The sequence below is a fragment of the Chelatococcus caeni genome (genome assembly GCF_014196925.1).
In the GTDB taxonomy this organism is placed as follows: domain Bacteria; phylum Pseudomonadota; class Alphaproteobacteria; order Rhizobiales; family Beijerinckiaceae; genus Chelatococcus_A; species Chelatococcus_A caeni.
In genome coordinates, this window is record NZ_JACIEN010000008.1 from 49577 (window position 1) to 67358 (window position 17782).

Consider the following 17782-nt stretch of genomic DNA (forward strand, 5'->3'; position numbering starts at 1 on the left):
CCTCGCGTGCCGAGGCCATGGAACGCTCCAGAAAAGACGAGGCGCCGGACGTTCCGGCGCCTTTTGTTTTCGGGATCGAGCCCGCGATGGGTCCGACCGGCCGCTGTATCAGAACGGCGCGCTCGGCAGGATCTCCTCGCCCGAGGCCGGCCCGCCGATCTCATCGCCGTCATTGCCGATGACATCGCCTGCCGGCGGCACGGGCGGCACCTCGGGCGGCGCGAGGACGACGCTCGGTCTCTCCTCAGCCTCGCCAGCCGCATCCGCCTGCCCGGAGGTCTCGGGCAGCCTCACGTCCCCGCGCGACGGCGGTAGCGGTGCGCGCAGCCCGAGTTCCTGGTCGCTCGGACGCGGCGGCGGCAGCGCCGCCATGCTCGGCTGGCGTTGCCGGAGCGGCACCGGCGCGTAGATCGTGGTGCCGCGCCCGGTATCGATCTCGACGCCGATCTCGCCGCCGAACCTGTCGGGCGAATAGGGCCGGTACGGCTCCTCGGCCATGATCGTCGACCGCAGCGGGCGCGCATTGACGATCGCACCCGAATAGGCGTCGACGAAGAGGCGCATGCGCCAGCCGTTCACGTCCGTGCCCTCGACGACGTAGAAACCGCGCGTCAGGCGCGGACGGGAGATCTGCGCAAAACCTTCCGAGCGCACCGAGCGCACCACCTCGCGCGGGCTCAGTGGCTCATCATAGACCTCGGGCGCGTAGTAGCCCTGGGCGAGGGCGACGCCCGACGCCAGGGTGAGCGCCGCGAGCGCCGTGAGAAGCCCGGCAGCGCGCCGGGCGCGGCGCGGTCCGGCAACAGGAGCAAGCACGTCATCTGCCTCGTTCATTGCCATTCGTCACCCTCGTCTGTGCACCGGCATTGGGGCGGGCGTTGGGCGCCGCCGCGGCAACGGCAGGTCAGGCCGCCGCCTGTCCGCCGGCGATGGCGAGGAAGCGGTCGACGGCCGCCTCCGCGGTATCGAAGGCGGTGACGAGGCGCACCAGCACCTCCCCCTCCCCGGCCGCAACGCCCTCCGGCAGGCTCGACGTCACCCACGGGTGGTAGAGCGCGCCCGCCGCCCGCAGCTCCTCGTCCATCGCTTGCGGCAGGAAGACGAAGATCTCGTTGGCCTCGACCGGCAGAGCGATGCGGCAGCCGAGACGCGCGAGGCCCGCGGCGAGCCGGTCTGCCGCCGCATTGGCCCGGGCCGCGAGGTCGAGCCAGTGGCCGTCGGCGAGATAGGCGTCGAGCTGGGCGCCGAGCAGGCGGCCCTTGGAGAGGAGGTGGCCGCCGCGCTTGCGACGCTGCGCCATGTGCGCCGCCTTGTCGCGGTCGAAGACGATCACGGCCTCCGCCGCAAGGCAGCCGTTCTTGGTGGCGCCGAAGGAGAGGACGTCGACGCCCGCGCGCCATGTCATGTCGGCAGGGCTCACGCCGAGGCGCACGAGCGCATTGGCGAAGCGCGCGCCGTCCATATGCACGCCGAGACCGTGCCGGCGGGCGATGTCCGCGAGCGTCGCGATCTCGTCCAGCGTATAGACGGTGCCGGCCTCGCTCGCCTGGGTCAGCGAGAGGGCCGAGGGAATGACCTGATGCGGCGGCCGCCCGGTCGGCGCGGCGAGATGCGCCGCGATCTCCTCCGCCGTGAGCTTGCCGAGCCGCCCGGGAAAGCCGACGAGCTTGGCCCCGCCCGTGAAGAACTCCGGCGCGCCGCATTCGTCCTCGGCCACATGCGCCTCGGCGTGGCACAGCACCGCACCCCAGGGCGGGCAGAGGGTGGCGAGCGCCAGCGCGTTGGCTGCCGTGCCCGTGGCGACGAGGAAGACCGAAAGGTCGCGCTCGAAGATCTCCTTCAGCCGCGCCTCGACGCGCGCCGTATGCTCGTCCGCCCCGTAGGCGCGCTGGCTGCCGGCATTGGCGGCGACGAGCGCCTCCATCACCCGCGGGCTCGCACCCGCCACATTGTCGCTTGCGAAATTCAATCCTGCCTCCGCACTCCGGTCGCCAGCGGAAGCTAGAGCATGGTTCTGCCCGCGTGAAGCGCACAGGGGTCATGGCGGCGCCTTTCCGGCAGCACGCTCTGGCTCCCCTGCTGCCGGACGGCAACGGCTCAGCCGCGACCGGCGCGCAATTAAATTACGCGTGCCTCCGTCAATTCGTCACGAACGCAATCCAGGCTGGGGCCTGCGTATAAGTTTCGATCAAACGACTCGCAAATACCCGCTTGTCACCTTAGAAAAAATCTGGCAAGGTCCGCCCGGTTTAGGACAGCCTTACTGTCCCATTCCGATGATCACCCGAGCCCGGCATCCGGTCGGGCCTTCCGCGAGCAAGGCAAGGCAGGTCTTGGTTATGGCACGTCTGACGGCCGCCAAACGCGATACGAAACCTGCCGCCCGCACGACGCGGGCTTAGCGGGCGCGCCCCGGCTTTATGCCGCGAGACGCCCGCGAGGTGCGGGCGCAACGGAAACAGCGCGACCGGACCTCCAAGACCAACAAGAGGGTGCGTACGGGCGGGCGGCGACAGGCCGCCGGCACGGACCGGTGACCCCGCGAGAGACGAACGACGTGGACACGCCGCCGCGGCGGCAACGATGGGGCAGAACATGAGCGCGACGAACGAGCAAAAGCTGGTCTCCAACCCGGCGCTGCTTCAGAAAACGCGCGCTGCGGACCCCGGTCTGCCGCCCGCGCAAGGCCTCTACGACCCTGCGCGCGAGCGTGACGCCTGCGGCGTCGGCTTCATCGCCCACATGAAGAACGACAAGAGCCACGACATCGTCGCCAATGGCCTTGCCATCCTGAAGAACCTCGACCACCGCGGCGCCGTCGGCGCCGACCCGAAGGCGGGCGACGGCTGCGGCATGCTGGTGCAGGTGCCGGACCGCTTCCTGCGCGAGGAATGCGAGAAGCTCGGCATCGCCCTGCCGCCGGCCGGCGACTATGCCGTGGGCCATCTCTTCATGCCGCGCGACGCGGAAGGCTTCGCCATCGTCAAGGAGACGCTGGAGCGCGTCACCGCCGAGGAGGGCCAGGTGCTCCTTGGCTGGCGCGACGTGCCGGTCGATCCCTCCGTGCTCGGCGAGAGCGTGAAGCCCACCGAGCCGCGGCACGTGCAGGTCTTCATCGGCCGCGGCGAGGGCGTGACGACGCAGGACGATTTCGAGCGGCACCTCTTCATCCTGCGCAAGGTCGTCTCCAACGCCATCTACGACCTCAACGACCCGCGCACCGCCGGCTACTACCCGGTGAGCCTGTCGACGCGCACGCTCGTCTACAAGGGCATGCTGCTCGCCGACCAGCTCGGCGACTATTACGCCGACCTGCGCGACCCGCGCTTCGAGAGCGCGCTCGCCCTCGTGCACCAGCGCTTCGCGACCAACACCTTCCCCACCTGGTCGTTGGCCCACCCCTACCGCATGGTGGCGCACAACGGCGAGATCAACACCCTGCGCGGCAACGTCAACTGGATGGCGGCGCGGCAGGCCTCGGTCGATTCCGAGATCTTCGGCAACGACATCTCCAAGCTCTGGCCCATCTCCTACGAGGGCCAGTCGGACACGGCCTGCTTCGACAACGCGCTCGAGTTCCTCACCCAGGGCGGCTATTCGCTCGCCCACGCCATGATGATGCTGGTGCCCGAGGCCTGGGCCGGCAATCCGCTCATGGACGAGGAGCGGCGCGCCTTCTACGAGTACCATGCCGCGCTGATGGAGCCGTGGGACGGCCCGGCCGCCATCGTCTTCACGGACGGGCGCCAGATCGGCGCGACGCTCGACCGCAACGGCCTGCGCCCCGCGCGCTACCTCGTCACCGAGGACGGGCTCGTCGTCGGCGCTTCCGAGATGGGCGTGCTGCCCATCCCCGAGGAGAAGATCGTCGAGAAGTGGCGCCTGCAGCCGGGCAAGATGCTGCTCATCGACCTCGAAGAGGGCCGCATCGTCTCCGACGAGGAGATCAAGAGCGAACTGAGCCGCCGCCACCCTTACAAGGAGTGGCTGAAGCGCACCCAGATCGTGCTGGAGGAGCTGCCGCCGGTCCAGGCGCGTGAATCGCGCACGGACGTGAGCCTGCTCGACCGCCAGCAGGCCTACGGCTACACCCAGGAGGACCTCAAGCTCCTCATGCAGCCCATGGCCGTCACCGGCCAGGAGGCCGTTGGCTCCATGGGCACCGACACGCCGATCTCGGCTTTGTCGGACAAGCCGAAGCTGCTCTACACCTATTTCAAGCAGAACTTCGCCCAGGTGACGAACCCGCCGATCGATCCGATCCGCGAGGAGCTCGTCATGAGCCTCGTCTCCTTCATCGGGCCGCGGCCGAACATCCTCGACCTCGAGGGCACCTCGCGCCGCAAGCGTCTCGAGGTGCGCCAGCCGATCCTGACCAACGAGGATCTCGAAAAGATCCGCTGCATCGGCCACAGCGAGGACCAGTTCGACACCAAGACGCTGGACATCACCTATCCCGCCGGCCAGGGCGCGGAGGGCCTGCCCGGTGCGCTGGAGCGGCTGTGCGAGCGCGCTGAGGCGGCCGTTCACGGCCGCTACAACATCATCATCCTCTCCGACCGCATGCTGGGGCCGGACCGTATCGCCATCCCCGCCCTGCTCGCGACGGCGGCGGTGCACCACCACCTCATCCGCAAGGGGCTGAGGACCTCGGTCGGTCTCGTCCTCGAATCCGGCGAGCCGCGCGAGGTGCACCATTTCGCCCTGCTCGCCGGCTATGGCGCCGAGGCGATCAACCCCTACCTCGCCTTCGACACGCTGGCGGCGATGCACGAGGCGCTCGACTTCCCCGAGGAGGTCGACGACGAGGAGATCATCAAGCGCTACATCAAGTCCATCGACAAGGGCCTGCTCAAGGTCATGTCGAAGATGGGCATCTCCACCTACCAGTCCTATTGCGGCGCGCAGATCTTCGACGCGGTCGGCTTGAAGAGCGACTTCGTCGCGAAGTTCTTCTTCGGCACGGCCACCACCATCGAGGGCATCGGCCTTGCCGAGATCGCCGAGGAGACGGTGCGCCGCCACCGCGACGCCTTCGGGGACGTGCCGGTGCTGCGCAATTCCCTCGAGGTCGGCGGCGACTATGCCTACCGCCTGCGCGGCGAGGACCACGTCTGGAACCCGGACACGGTGGCGACGCTGCAGCACGCGGTGCGCCTCAATGCGCAGGATCGCTACCGCGAGTTCGCGCGCCTCGTGAACGAGCAGGAGAACCGCTTCAGCACCGTGCGCGGCCTCTTCCGCATCCGGACGGCCGCCGAGCGCGGCGCCCAGCCGGTGCCGCTCGAGGAGGTGGAGCCCGCGGCTGAGATCGTCAGGCGCTTCTCGACGGGCGCCATGTCGCTCGGCGCCATCTCCAAGGAGGCGCACGAGACCCTGGCCTTGGCGATGAACGCCATCGGCGCCAAGTCCAACACCGGCGAGGGCGGCGAGGATGCCGCGCGCTTCCGGCCGCTGGCGGACGGGCGCTCCAAGCGCTCGGCCATCAAGCAGATCGCATCGGGCCGCTTCGGCGTCACCACCGAATATCTCGTCAATTCGGACATGATGCAGATCAAGGTGGCCCAGGGCGCCAAGCCCGGCGAGGGCGGCCAGCTGCCCGGCCACAAGGTCGATGCCGTCATCTCCCGGCTGCGCCACTCGACGCCGGGCGTCGGCCTCATCTCGCCGCCGCCGCACCACGACATCTACTCGATCGAGGATCTCGCCCAGCTCATCTTCGACCTGAAGAACGTCAACCCGGCGGCCGATGTGTCGGTCAAGCTCGTCTCCGAGGTCGGCGTCGGCACGGTCGCCGCCGGCGTCGCCAAGGCGCGGGCCGACCACATCACCATCTCGGGCTTCGAGGGCGGCACCGGCGCCTCGCCGCTGACCTCTATCAAGCATGCCGGCAGCCCGTGGGAGATGGGCCTCGCCGAGACGCAGCAGACGCTCGTCCTCAACCGCCTGCGCGGCCGCGTGCGCCTGCAGGTCGACGGCGGCCTGCGGACGGGGCGCGACGTCGTCATCGGCGCGCTGCTCGGGGCGGACGAGTTCGGCTTCTCGACGGCGCCGCTCATCGCCGCCGGCTGCATCATGATGAGGAAGTGCCACCTCAACACCTGCCCCGTCGGCGTGGCGACGCAGGACCCCGTCCTGCGCAAGCGCTTCAAGGGCCTGCCGGAGCATGTCGTCAACTACGTCTTCTTCGTCGCCGAGGAAGTGCGCGAGCTGATGGCCGAGATGGGCTTCCGCAGGATCGAGGAGATGATCGGCCGCACCGACCTCCTCGACAAGAAGGAGGCCATCGACCACTGGAAGGCCAAGGGCCTCGACTTCACGCGCCTGTTCCACCGGCCCGAGGTCGGCCCCGACGTCGCCGTCTTCCACAGCGAGCGCCAGAAGCACCCGATCGACGACGTGCTCGACCTCAGGCTCATCGCGCAGGCGCGGGAAGCCATCGACGAGGGCACGCCGGTCGTCATCGAGGAGACGATCCGCAACGTCGACCGCACGACGGGTGCCATGCTGTCGGGCGAGATCGCCAAGCTGCATGGCCACGAGGGCCTGCCGGAGGACACCATCACGGTGAACCTCAAGGGCACGGCCGGCCAGAGCTTCGGCGCCTTCCTCGCCGCTGGCGTCACGCTGCACCTGACGGGCGAGGCCAACGACTATGTCGGCAAGGGCCTCTCCGGCGGCAAGATCATCGTCCAGCCGCCGGCGGAGACGAAGGCGGTGCCCGAGCGCTCGATCATCGTCGGCAACACGGTGCTCTACGGCGCCATCGCCGGCGAGTGCTACTTCCGCGGCGTCGCCGGCGAGCGCTTCGCGGTGCGCAACTCGGGCGCCATCGCCGTCGTCGAGGGCACGGGCGACCACGGCTGCGAATACATGACCGGCGGCGTCGTCGTCGTCATCGGCCCGACGGGTCGCAACTTCGCGGCCGGCATGTCCGGCGGCATCGCCTATGTGCTCGACGAGGACGGCACCTTCACCAAGCGGTGCAACCTGTCCATGGTCGACCTCGAACCCGTCGAGGAGGAGGAGGAGCTCATGGAGCGCCTGCACCACCACGGCGGCGACCTCGAGCACAAGGGCCGCATCGACGTGCTCGCCGACATGTCGGGCCACGACGAGGAGCGGCTGATGCAGCTCATCGCCAACCACCTGCGCTACACGGGCTCGGCCCGCGCCAAGGCCATCCTCGACGATTGGGCGGGCTACCGCACCAAATTCGTCAAGGTGATGCCGGTCGAGTACCGGCGCGCCCTGCGCGAGATGGAGCGTCTGCGCACGTTGCAGGCGGCGGAATAAGGACATGGGACCGCGGTCCACCCTCTCCTTCGGGGGACGGGTCGGCGCCCAGGGCGCCGGGGTGGGGAGGCCGCGGTCCGGGCAGGAACCCCCTCCCGGCCGCTACGCGGCCGACCTCCCCCCGCAAGGGGGAGGTGGGTCGGCGGCGCAACGACTGGATGACGAGACGATGGGCAAGGTAACCGGCTTTCTCGAATTCGACCGGCAGGAGCAGAAGTACCAGCTCGCCGGCGACCGCGTGCGGCATTTCCGTGAGTTCACGCTGCCGCTGGACGACAAGGACCTGCAGAAGCAGGCCGCCCGCTGCATGGACTGCGGCATTCCTTTCTGCCACGGGCCGACGGGCTGCCCCGTCCACAACCAGATCCCGGACTGGAACGACCTCGTCTACAACGACGACTGGGAGGAGGCCTCGCGCAACCTCCACTCGACCAACAACTTCCCCGAGTTCACCGGCCGCATCTGCCCCGCGCCCTGCGAGGAGGCGTGCACGCTCAACCTCGAGAACGTGCCCGTCACCATCAAGACCATCGAGCAGGCGATCGCCGACAAGGCCTGGGAGATGGGCTGGATCCGCCCCGAGCCGCCGGCGCGCCTCACCGGCAAGTCCGTCGCCGTCGTCGGCTCGGGCCCGGCCGGCCTCGCCGCCGCCCAGCAGCTCGCCCGCGTCGGCCACGAGGTGCACGTCTACGAGCGCGAGCCGCGTGCCGGCGGCCTGCTGCGCTACGGCATCCCGGACTTCAAGATGGAGAAGCATCACATCGACCGGCGCGTGGCGCAGATGGAGGCCGAGGGCGTCGTCTTCCACTACGGCGTCAACATCGGCGTCGACAAGCCGTTCGAGGAGCTGGCGAAGGCCTACGACGCCGTGCTGATGTGCGGCGGCGCCGAGCGCCCGCGCGATCCCCAGCTGCCGGGCATGGAGCTCGAGGGCGTGCATTACGCCATGCCCTTCCTGGTGCAGCAGAACCGCCGCAACGGCCGCGAGAACTTCCTCGATTCCGATCCCATCCTCGCCGGCGGCAAGCACGTCGTCGTCATCGGCGGCGGCGACACGGCCTCCGACTGTGTCGGCACCTCCTTCCGCCAGGGCGCCCTCTCGGTGACCCAGCTCGACATCCGCCCCAAGCCCCCCGAGATGGAGGACAAGCTCACCGTCTGGCCGTACTGGCCGACGAAGATGCGCACCTCCTCGAGCCAGGCGGAGGGCGCCGAGCGCGAGTTCCAGGTCGCGACGCTCGGCCTCGAGGGCAAGAAGGGCCGCGTCATCGGCGTGCGCTGCGCCCGCGTGGACGAGAAGCGCGTGCCGGTTCCCGGCACCGAATTCGTCCTCAGGGCCGATCTCGTCTTCATCGCCATCGGCTTCGCCAGCCCGGTCTTTGAGGGCATGGTCGAACAGGCGGGCGTGACACTCGACAGGCGCGGCAATGTCGCCGCCAGCGAGAGCGACTATCGCACGTCGAACGAGAAGGTCTTTTCCGCCGGCGACATGCGCCGCGGCCAGTCCCTCGTCGTGTGGGCCATCCGTGAAGGCCGCCAGGCCGCCCGCGCCATCGACGAATATCTGACGGGCTCGTCCGTCCTGCCGCGCTGAGAATTCTTTCCGCTCGGGTGCTGCGGGCTCCGGCCCGCAGGATCCCGCCCGAGGGAAAGCAGCGCATGGGGCCGGATAGCCGGCTTTCGTGAGCGACATTCTCCCCCGTCATGGCCGGGCTTGTCATTGCAAGTCGGGCTTGTCCGACTTGCAGCACTTTGAAGAGACGCAACGCGCATGCGCGTTGCTGTCGCCATCCACGCCTTTGAGGTCATTCGACTTTTCAGGGCGTGGATGCCCGCGACAAGCGCGGGCATGACGGTTCTGCAATCGGAACCGTTGACCTGATCAGCCCCCTTACGGCCGCCGCGGCCAGGAAAAATCGTCGACCCGGCCCTGTTTCGGCTGCGGCACGTCGCCGAGGATGAACACCCGCTCGGCGAGCTGGTCAACCTGGCCCGCACCCGCCGGCGCCGAGACGAGGATGCCGCCGGGCGCCGCGTCCGGCGCCGTGAGCGGCAGGATGGGCCCCGCCACGGGCTTGCTCGACACGGAGATGAGGCCGTTCGGCTCGGGCAGGCTCGGGATGGAGGCATCGATCATGCGTTCGATGGGGTCGCGCATGTCGAGGCCGGGCACGCCGTCGTGCAGCGGCAGCAGCGCCTGCTGGATGCCGCCGTGCGCATCGATCAGCCGGCGCAGCACGAGCGCCGCGAAATGCGCCGCCTTGCGCGCGCCCGCCTTGGTGAAATGCACGCCGTCATTGGTGCGCAGGCGCGCGTTCTGGCCGTTCACATCGGGCCCGAAGGCCGAGAAGCGTCCGTCGGCGTCGAGGAAGGCCTCCCAGATGTCGACATACTGGCCGCCGGCCGCCGTCACGCGCTCGCGGAAGATGGCGTTGAGGGCCAGCATGTCGGCCGACAGCCGCTCGCCCTTCATCGGCGGCAGGCCTACCCATACGAGCGGTATCCGCTTCTCGCCGAAGGTGCGGATGATCTCGTCGACGCGCATCGTATAGAGCGTTCGCCATTCGGCCGTGCCGTGCTCCACCTCCCCCGCCGGGGTGCGGAAGGCCTGCCGGTCGTTGGCGCCGATCATCATCACGCCGATCGACACCCGCTCGGGATTGGCGACGAGCTCCTGCACCGCCTTGGGCCAGTCGTAGAAGTCGCTGCGCACGAGCCCCGTGTCGCCCTTGGCGCGCGAATAGATCGCGACGTCGGCGGCTTCGGCCAGCGTTTCGGCGAGCCCTTCCGTCAGGAGCTCGGCGAGGGAATCGCCCATCACGACGACATAGGTGTCGACCTCGACGCGCGGCGTGCGCTCGGCGACGCCGCGCTGCTCGGGCACCGCCCGCGGCACCGTCTGGCGCGGCCGGGCGGCTGCGGGCCGGGACGACCGCCGCGGCACCTGCTCCATCTGCGGCGGCGGCTTCGGCTGGAAGATGTTATTGAGGAAGCGCGTCAGCGGATCCTGCTGGGCGTGCGCGACCGCCGCGGCGAAGATGCATCCCGCCGCAACGAGAATGGCAACGATGAGGCTGCGTCCCGGCATCGCCCGTTTCCCGCCCCGGCCGCAGCCGGGGCCGGATTCATGCTATCGCGTCTGGCGCAGTTGCGCCAACAGCCGGTTGTCGGCATGGCCGTCGGCGATAAGGCCGCGGCTTTCCTGGAAGGCGAAGATCGCGTCGCGCGTCTGGGAGCCGATGCGCCCGTCGACGTCGCCGATGTCGTAGCCGCGGCTGGCGAGATGCCGCTGCACCTCCTCCCGCTCGTGCTTGGCGAGCGGCGCCTGGTCGGTGGGCCACGGCGTCTGGATCGGCGCGCCGCCATAGAGCCTGTCGCCGAGGTGGGCGACACCGAGGGCATAGGCGTCGGAATTGTTGTAGCGCTTGATGACGTCGAAGTTCGCCGTCACCAGGAAGACAGGCCCGCGCGCGCCCGCCGGCAGGAAGAGGCGCGCCTCGCCAGCTCCGGAGAGCGGCCGCCCGTCGACCCGGCGCACGCCTTCCGACGCCCAGGCGGCCAAGGACTTCTTGTCCCGGCCGTAGCGGAAGCCCGACGGCACCTTGACCTCGAAGCCCCACGGCAGGCCCGGCTGCCAGCCGTGCTGCTTGAGATAGTTGGCGGTGGAGGCGAGCGCATCCGGCACCGAGGTCCAGATGTCGCGGCGCCCGTCGCCCGTGAAGTCGACCGCGTAGCGCATGAAGCTCGACGGCATGAACTGCGTCTGGCCCATGGCGCCGGCCCACGACCCCTCCATGCGGTCGGGGCTGACGTGCCCCTGCTGCAGGATGACGAGCGCCGTCAGCAGCTCGTTGCGGAAATAGTCGCCGCGATACTTCGCTTCGGCCAGCGTCGCGAGGGCGCGCACGACGTAGTGCGAGCCGGTGAAGCCGCCGAAATTCGTCTCCATGCCCCAGACGCCCATGACGACCTTGCGGTCGACGCCATAGGTGCGCTCGATGGTGTCGAGGGTGGAGGCCCACTGGCGCGTCATGGGCGTGCCGCGCTCGAGCCGGTTCTGCGACACGGCCGAGGCGAGATATTCCCACACCGGCTTGACGAACTCGGCCTGCTTCTTCGTGAGCGCGATGATCTTCTCGTCCTGCGTGACGCCGGAGAAGGCCGCGTCGTAGACGGAGCGAGAGACCCCGCGGGCCTGGGCCTCCGGCCACAGGGCGGAGACGAAGGCGCGGAAGGACGGGGATGGCGCCCCCTCGCCGCGCGAGAACTTGGCCGGGGTCCGCGGCGCCGCGGGGGTGACCCGCTGCTCGGTCGGCGCATAGGGCGTGATGCTGCCGACGGACATCACGTCCGCCGAGGCGCAGGAGCCGAGGACGAGGCTGACGGCGAGCGTGGCAAGCAGCGCCCGCCTCCTGCCGTTCCCTGTCGCGAGGCTCGTCTCACCGTCCCTGCTGCCATGCCGCATGTCGGATCCCCGTTTCGAACCGCGGCCGAAGCCGCCACGCATACGCACTCAACTCCACTAGCTCGCGCGATATGGTTGCAAAATCGTTGACGGAACGGCTTCAAGCCGCCGATTGCTGGGCGAGCCGCTTCTCCCAGGCAAGGGCCTGGGAGACGATCACGTCGAGATCGTCGTAGCGGGGCTGCCAGTCGAGCAGGGCGCGGATGCGCGAGGCATCCGCCACGATCGCTGCCGGATCGCCCGCGCGGCGTGGCGAGAGCTTCACCGGGAAATCGACGCCCGACACGCGCTTGACCGCCGCCACCACCTCGAGCACCGAAAAACCCTTGCCGTAGCCGCAGTTGAGCGTCAGGCAGCCGCCACCCGCCCTGAGGTGCGCCAGGGCCGCCACATGGGCGCGGGCAAGGTCCGACACCTGGATGAAGTCGCGCACGCACGACCCGTCCGGCGTCGGATAATCGGTGCCGAAGACCTCCAGCACCGGGTGCTGGCCGAGGGCGGTCTGGCACGCGACCTTGATGAGGTGGGTCGCCCGCGGGGTGGATTGCCCGATCCGGCCCGCGGGATCCGCGCCCGCGACGTTAAAATAACGCAGGATGACGTGGTTGAGGTCGTGCGCCACGGCCGTGTCGGCCAGCATCCATTCGCTGACCAGCTTGGAGCGGCCATAGGGCGAGACCGGCGCCGGGGTGAGGTCTTCCGACACGGGGTTGGCGGTGACGTCGCCGTAGACCGCCGCGGTCGAGGAAAAGATCATGTGCCGCACGCCGGCCCGCACGCTCGCCTCGATGAGGTTGCGGGTCTTCCCCGTATTGGCGAGGTAATAGCCGAGCGGGTCGGCCACCGATTCGGGCACCACGATCTTGGCCGCGAAATGCGCGATCGCATCGATGCCATATTCGCCGATCAGCCTTGCGACGAGGTCCTGATCGCCCGCATCGCCGCGCACCAGCACGGCTTCGCGCGGCACGGCCTCGTCAAAGCCGGTCGAGAGGTCGTCGAGCACGACGACACGCTCCCCCGCCTCCACGAGCTCGAGAACCATATGGCTGCCGATATAGCCGGCTCCGCCGGTCACCAGGACGCTCATGCCCCCATCCCTTTCCTGCGCCAGGCCGTCCCGCTGGCGCAGGCCCTCCGGCTCCGTGGAACTATTGACAGACCGGCTGCGTTCATTCGTCAATCGCTTTACGCGATTGACACGTTCGCCGGTCAATATCGGCGAACATCTCGTGCGGGCACGGCCATGGCAAGAGAGGGCGCCGGGCCGTGTTTCTTGTTGTGCCCTCCAGCCCCTGGGGTTCCATGAAGAAGCCTATCCGAAAGGCCGTATTTCCCGTCGCAGGCCTCGGCACCCGCTTTCTGCCCGCCACGAAGGCGATGCCGAAGGAGATGCTGACGGTCGTCGACAGGCCGGTCATCCAGCACGTGGTGGACGAAGCACGTGCCGCCGGCATCGAGCATTGCGTCTTCGTGACGGGCCGCAACAAGGGCGTCATCGAGGACCATTTCGACAGCCAGTTCGAGCTGGAGCGCACGCTCGAGACGCGTGGCAAGACCAGGGAACTCGAGCAGCTGCGCCGTGACCTGCCGGGCCCCGGGCAGACCAGCTTCACCCGCCAGCAGGGGCCGCTCGGCCTCGGCCACGCCGTCTGGTGCGCGCGCGACATCGTCGGCGACGAGCCCTTCGCCCTCCTGCTGCCGGACATGCTGCACCTCGGCGTGCGGCCCTGCCTCGCCGAGATGATCGAGGCCTACGAGGCCCACGCCACGGGCGGCAACATGATCGCCGTCTACGAGGTGCCGGCCGACCAGACGCACCAGTACGGCATCACCGGCGTCGGCGAGGCGATCGGCAACGGCAAGGTCTATCCGATCACGCAGATGATCGAGAAGCCGGCCAAGGGCACCGCCCCCTCCAACCTCGCCATCTCGGGACGCTACATCCTGCAGCCGGAGATCTTCGACCTGCTCGCGCGGCAGGAGCGCGGCGCCGGCGGCGAGATCCAGCTGACCGACGCCATGATCACCTTGTCGAAGTCGCAGCCGTTCTTCGCCACGCGCTTCGACGGCGACATCTACGACTGCGGCTCCAAGCTCGGCTTCCTCGCCGCCAACGCCGCCTATGCGCTCTCGAACCCCGAGCTCGGCGCCGACTACCGCCGCGATCTCGAGGCGCTGCTCGCCAAACGGTGAGCGAAGCCCCTGTCGCCAGCGTCATGCCCGCGCTTGTCGCGGGCACCCACGCCATGAAGCTCGTGCGGGGTTGAAAGGCGTGGATGGCCGGGACAAGCCCGGCCATGACGGGCGGAGAGGTTGTGCTACCCGCCCCATTCCATTTGCGAACTTGTCTCGGCCGTCATGCCCGCGCTCGTCGCGGGCACCCACGCCGTGACGCTCGCGCAGGGGTGAAAGGCGGGGATGGCGGGGACATGCCCGGCCGTGACGGTGGAGAGGCACGCGCTTCTCGCTCGCACTTTCGCGCTGCGCGAACGGGCGGGCGGTCAATGCGCTTGACCATGACGGCGGCAGATCGTGGAGCCCTTGGTATGGCCGGCCGTCGACAGCCGCCGCAGGCGGCGGCACCCCGCCCCCCCGGCGAAGCTCACCGCTGCAGGCGCAACCCGACGAGGAAGATGTTGGCGGTGTAGTCGTCTCCCGGCGCCGTGCTGTCGAGCCGCTCGTGGGTGAAGCCCGCGCGCACCGCGAGCGAGCGCGTCAGCTTCCAGTCGATCCCGATACGGCCGGTAAAGCCCTTCTCGTTGAGGTCGACGCCCTTGTAGTCGCTGTCGCTGAGGGTCGCCGAGGCCGTGAAGACGAGGTTGCGGCGCAGGGCGTGTTCGAGTGCGAGCGTCGCGCTGCGGTTCACGACGCCGTTCGATCCGGCGATCGTCGTCTCGCCGAGGCTGCTCGCCCCCGTCAGCCGGACGGTGGTCAGCGCCGTCGGCCGCCAGATCAGCGATACTTCGCCGATGGGCCCGCGCAGGTCCGCGAGGCGCGGATCGTCGTACTTGCGCACCTGATGCCCGATCGCCGCCTCGCCGGTGACGAGCCGCGTGAGCTCGAAGGTGGAGCCGACGCGCGCCCCGAGCCCGTTGGACGAACGCTCGTAACCGCCGGCATTGATCCGCTCGTCGTACTGCCGGCGGTCGATCAGCCCCTCGACGAAGGGGATGAAGCCGGGGTGCACCTCGTAGCTCGCCCGCAGCCGCAATCCATATTCGTTGTAGTTGCGGTAGCTCTGGTCGAGGCGGCTGCCGTCGGCGAACTCGGCGTCGCCATAGACGTTGCGCTCGACGACGCCGGTTGCCCCGAGCGTCAGCCGGTTGAAGCGGTGCGCGCCGCCCAGTGAAGCGCCATAGGAGATGATCGTCGGCTGGTTGACGACGCCGCCCGGCAGGTTGGGGTTGTCCGACCGCTGCGTCGTCAGCGACGCCCGCCCCTCGACATTGATGGTTGTATCCCGCGTGGCATCGAGGCGCAGGTTGAGGCGCCCGTCCGCCTCCGGCCGGTCCGCCTTCTCGAGGGTGGGGAAGGCCCAGTAGGAACCTCGCAGATGACCCGTGAGCTCATGGCGCGACCAGTCGGACCGCAGGGCCACACCGCCGCGCGTGACGACGGTGGTCGCTCCCTTCACGTTCCCGCTCTCGCGCCGGGGGTTGCTGTCGTAGCCGCCGTCGATCTCGATCGACGGAAAGACCGTCAGCGTGCCGAGGCGCAGGCCGAGCGGCGCCCACGGATCTTCCTCCTCCAACTCGCCTGGCCGCGGGGGCGCGGACGGCGCGTCGAGCGGCGCGGGCAGGCGCGCGACCGGCACCTGCGACGGACGCAGCGGGCTCTGCTCCAATGAGGTGGGGGCCTGCACCGGACGATGGACGGGCGAAGGCGGCGGCGTCTGCGACCCGTCCCCGGCGGACGTTTCGAGCACGCCTGGCAGCGACACCCGCCCCCCACCGGCGCCGGCCCGATCGGGCTGCACGGTGCCGCGCAGCGTGAAAAACGACGAACCATCCTGGCCGTGCGCGGCCGGCCCCGCGAGCATGATCGCGCCCGCGGCGAGGCACGTTGCCAGCGGCGCACCGCCGCACCGGCGAGAAGGAATGGAGGGGCCCTGGCGCAAGTGGTCGCTTTCCTGCAAAGGCGATGCGGCTCAGCCGCCGTGACGGTTCTTTCCGGCGGATGGCCAGCGTGGTTAATGGAGGCTAAAGCGGCATGGTTAACGCCCGGTAAGCTTCGGCGCCGACGTCGCCTGCCGCCACTCACCGTGCTAAGACCGCCACGAGAAATCCGAGCGCCCGGCGCTAGGAGCAAGACGAGAGCAGGAAGAACACCATGAGCAGCCTTGCCGCCCGCGACCCCGGCACGACGCAGCGCAGGACCGACACGGCCGTGGCCTCGGCCCTGCGCACGCTGTCGAGCGAGCGGGCAGGGCTCGCGGCCCTGATCGAGGCCATCGGGGGCGATCTCGCCGCCCCCTTCGAGGCGGCGGTCGAGGCGATCGCCGGTGCCCGCGGCCGTGTCATCGTGACCGGCATGGGCAAGTCCGGCCACATCGGCCGCAAGATCGCCGCCACCATGGCCTCGACGGGCACGCCGGCCTATTACGTCCACCCCGGCGAGGCGAGCCATGGCGACCTCGGCATGATCCAGGCGGACGACGCCATCCTCGCCCTCTCCTGGTCGGGCGAGACGACGGAACTGTCCGACATCATCGGCTATGCCAAGCGCTTCCGCGTGCCGCTGATCGCCTTCACATCGAGCGCGCAGTCGACGCTCGGCCGCGAGGCCGACGTGTGCCTTGCCCTGCCCAAGGCGAGCGAGGCCTGCCCCAACGGGCTCGCACCCACCACCTCGACGACCATGCAGCTCGCCCTCGGCGATGCGCTCGCCATCGCCCTGCTCGAGAGCCGCGGCTTCTCGGCGCAGGACTTCCGCGTCTACCACCCGGGGGGCAAGCTCGGCGCCCAGCTGAAGTTCGTGCGCGACATCATGCATACCGGCGAGCGCCTGCCGCTCGTCGGCCGCGGCACGTCGATGGCTGAGGCGATCGTCGAGACGAGCGCCAAGGGCTTCGGCTGCGTGCTGGTGAGCGAGGACGACGGCCGGCTCGCCGGCATCGTCACCGACGGCGACCTGCGCCGGCACATGAACCCCTCGCTCCTCGCCCAGCGCGTCGAGGAGGTGATGAACCCCACGCCCAAGGCCGTCACGCCCGACACGCTGGTCGGCGAGGCGCTGGAGGTGGTGGAGCGGACGAAGGTCGGCGCCCTCGTGGTGGCCGAGGACGGGCGCGCCGTCGGCATCATCCACGTGCTCGATCTCCTGCGCGCCGGCGCCGCCTGACAGCCGGCCGGCCCGTCCCGCCTGCCCGCCGATCGTGCTTTGCGCGCACGGCACCAGACGATATGATCCCCGCCAGGAGCCGGGGGGCCGCCCGTCGGGCGGCGCGGCGAGAAGCAGGATCGTCACGGGTCCGGAAAGGCCGTGACGGATAACGCGTCGGTCCCGAGCGGGGCGAAAGGCCCGCCCGCGAAGGGAGAACGCGTCATGTCCACCGCACCACGACTAGAACACTACCTGTCGCGCAGCGGCGTCGCCTATGACCTCATGCGCCACGAACCCACCGCCACCTCGATGCGCACGGCGAAAGTCTGCGACGTGCCGGCCGACATGATCGCCAAGGCGGTCGTGCTGAAGGACAAGGCCGGCTACATGCTGGCCGTCCTGCCCGCCTCGCGGCACCTCAGCCTGCGCGCCGTCAGCGAGATGCTCGACGAGGAGGTCGAGCTTGCCCGCGAGGCCGAGATCGAGCGGCTCTTCCCGGACTGCGCCCGCGGCGCGGTTCCCCCGCTCGGCGCCGCCTACGGCATGCCGATGATCGTCGACGAGATGCTGGCCGACCTGTCGGACATCTATTTCGAAGCGGGCGACCACGAGACGATCGTCCACATGTCCGGCCGGGACTTCCGCCAGCTCGCCGGCCGTGCGCGCCACGGCCGCATCTGCCTGCAGCAGTAAGCG

General features: G+C 69.5%; 11 protein-coding genes. 5 read left to right on the forward strand and 6 right to left on the reverse strand.

Annotation, left to right across the window (positions count from 1 at the left end; genetic code table 11):
• Positions 1-108: 108 nt before the first annotated feature.
• Together GGR16_RS23145 and GGR16_RS23150 are read right to left on the reverse strand one after the other, a co-directional pair.
• Positions 109-834, reverse strand: coding sequence for a PepSY domain-containing protein (locus tag GGR16_RS23145; protein WP_019401085.1), 726 nt, complete (start codon positions 832-834; stop codon positions 109-111).
• A gap of 70 nt (positions 835-904) precedes the next feature.
• Positions 905-1969, reverse strand: coding sequence for a threonine aldolase family protein (locus GGR16_RS23150; RefSeq protein WP_026014944.1), 1065 nt, complete (start codon positions 1967-1969; stop codon positions 905-907).
• A 626-nt stretch (positions 1970-2595) separates the two neighbouring features.
• Between GGR16_RS23150 and gltB the strand changes: the two genes are divergently transcribed.
• Positions 2596-7296 carry a glutamate synthase large subunit gene (gltB, locus tag GGR16_RS23155; protein ID WP_246373275.1) on the forward strand — a complete coding sequence of 1567 codons (4701 nt, stop codon included), beginning with the start codon at positions 2596-2598 and terminating at the stop codon, positions 7294-7296.
• Positions 7297-7465: 169 nt separating this feature from the next.
• Positions 7466-8890 carry a glutamate synthase subunit beta gene (locus GGR16_RS23160; protein ID WP_183318482.1) on the forward strand — a complete coding sequence of 475 codons (1425 nt, stop codon included), beginning with the start codon at positions 7466-7468 and terminating at the stop codon, positions 8888-8890.
• Between the two features lie 297 nt (positions 8891-9187).
• Here the strand turns inward: GGR16_RS23160 and GGR16_RS23165 are convergent, their stop codons facing one another.
• The 3 genes from GGR16_RS23165 to galE all read right to left on the reverse strand — a co-directional run bounded on the left by GGR16_RS23165 (position 9188) and on the right by galE (position 12851).
• Positions 9188-10384: an SGNH/GDSL hydrolase family protein gene (locus GGR16_RS23165; RefSeq protein ID WP_183318484.1), complete on the reverse strand. Its 1197-nt coding sequence runs from the start codon at positions 10382-10384 to the stop codon at positions 9188-9190.
• 42 nt (positions 10385-10426) lie between these two features.
• The gene (locus tag GGR16_RS23170) at positions 10427-11761 is read right to left on the reverse strand and encodes a lytic murein transglycosylase (RefSeq protein ID WP_183318486.1); all 1335 of its coding nucleotides are present in this window, start codon (positions 11759-11761) and stop codon (positions 10427-10429) included.
• A gap of 100 nt (positions 11762-11861) precedes the next feature.
• Positions 11862-12851, reverse strand: a complete 990-nt coding sequence (gene galE / locus GGR16_RS23175; protein ID WP_183318488.1) for a UDP-glucose 4-epimerase GalE — start codon at positions 12849-12851, stop codon at positions 11862-11864.
• Between the two features lie 215 nt (positions 12852-13066).
• Here galE and GGR16_RS23180 point away from each other — a divergent pair, with 215 nt between their 5' ends.
• Complete coding sequence (locus GGR16_RS23180) at positions 13067-13957, forward strand: UTP--glucose-1-phosphate uridylyltransferase (RefSeq protein WP_026015124.1); 891 nt, start codon at positions 13067-13069, stop codon at positions 13955-13957.
• Positions 13958-14366: 409 nt separating this feature from the next.
• Here the strand turns inward: GGR16_RS23180 and GGR16_RS23185 are convergent, their stop codons facing one another.
• Positions 14367-15803: an outer membrane beta-barrel protein gene (locus tag GGR16_RS23185; RefSeq protein ID WP_183318490.1), complete on the reverse strand. Its 1437-nt coding sequence runs from the start codon at positions 15801-15803 to the stop codon at positions 14367-14369.
• A gap of 290 nt (positions 15804-16093) precedes the next feature.
• Between GGR16_RS23185 and GGR16_RS23190 the strand changes: the two genes are divergently transcribed.
• Together GGR16_RS23190 and GGR16_RS23195 are read left to right on the forward strand one after the other, a co-directional pair.
• Positions 16094-17104: a KpsF/GutQ family sugar-phosphate isomerase gene (locus tag GGR16_RS23190; RefSeq protein ID WP_019404301.1), complete on the forward strand. Its 1011-nt coding sequence runs from the start codon at positions 16094-16096 to the stop codon at positions 17102-17104.
• 204 nt (positions 17105-17308) lie between these two features.
• On the forward strand, positions 17309-17779 hold the full coding sequence (locus GGR16_RS23195; protein WP_026015500.1) for an aminoacyl-tRNA deacylase: 471 nt from the start codon (positions 17309-17311) through the stop codon (positions 17777-17779).
• Positions 17780-17782: the final 3 nt, after the last annotated feature.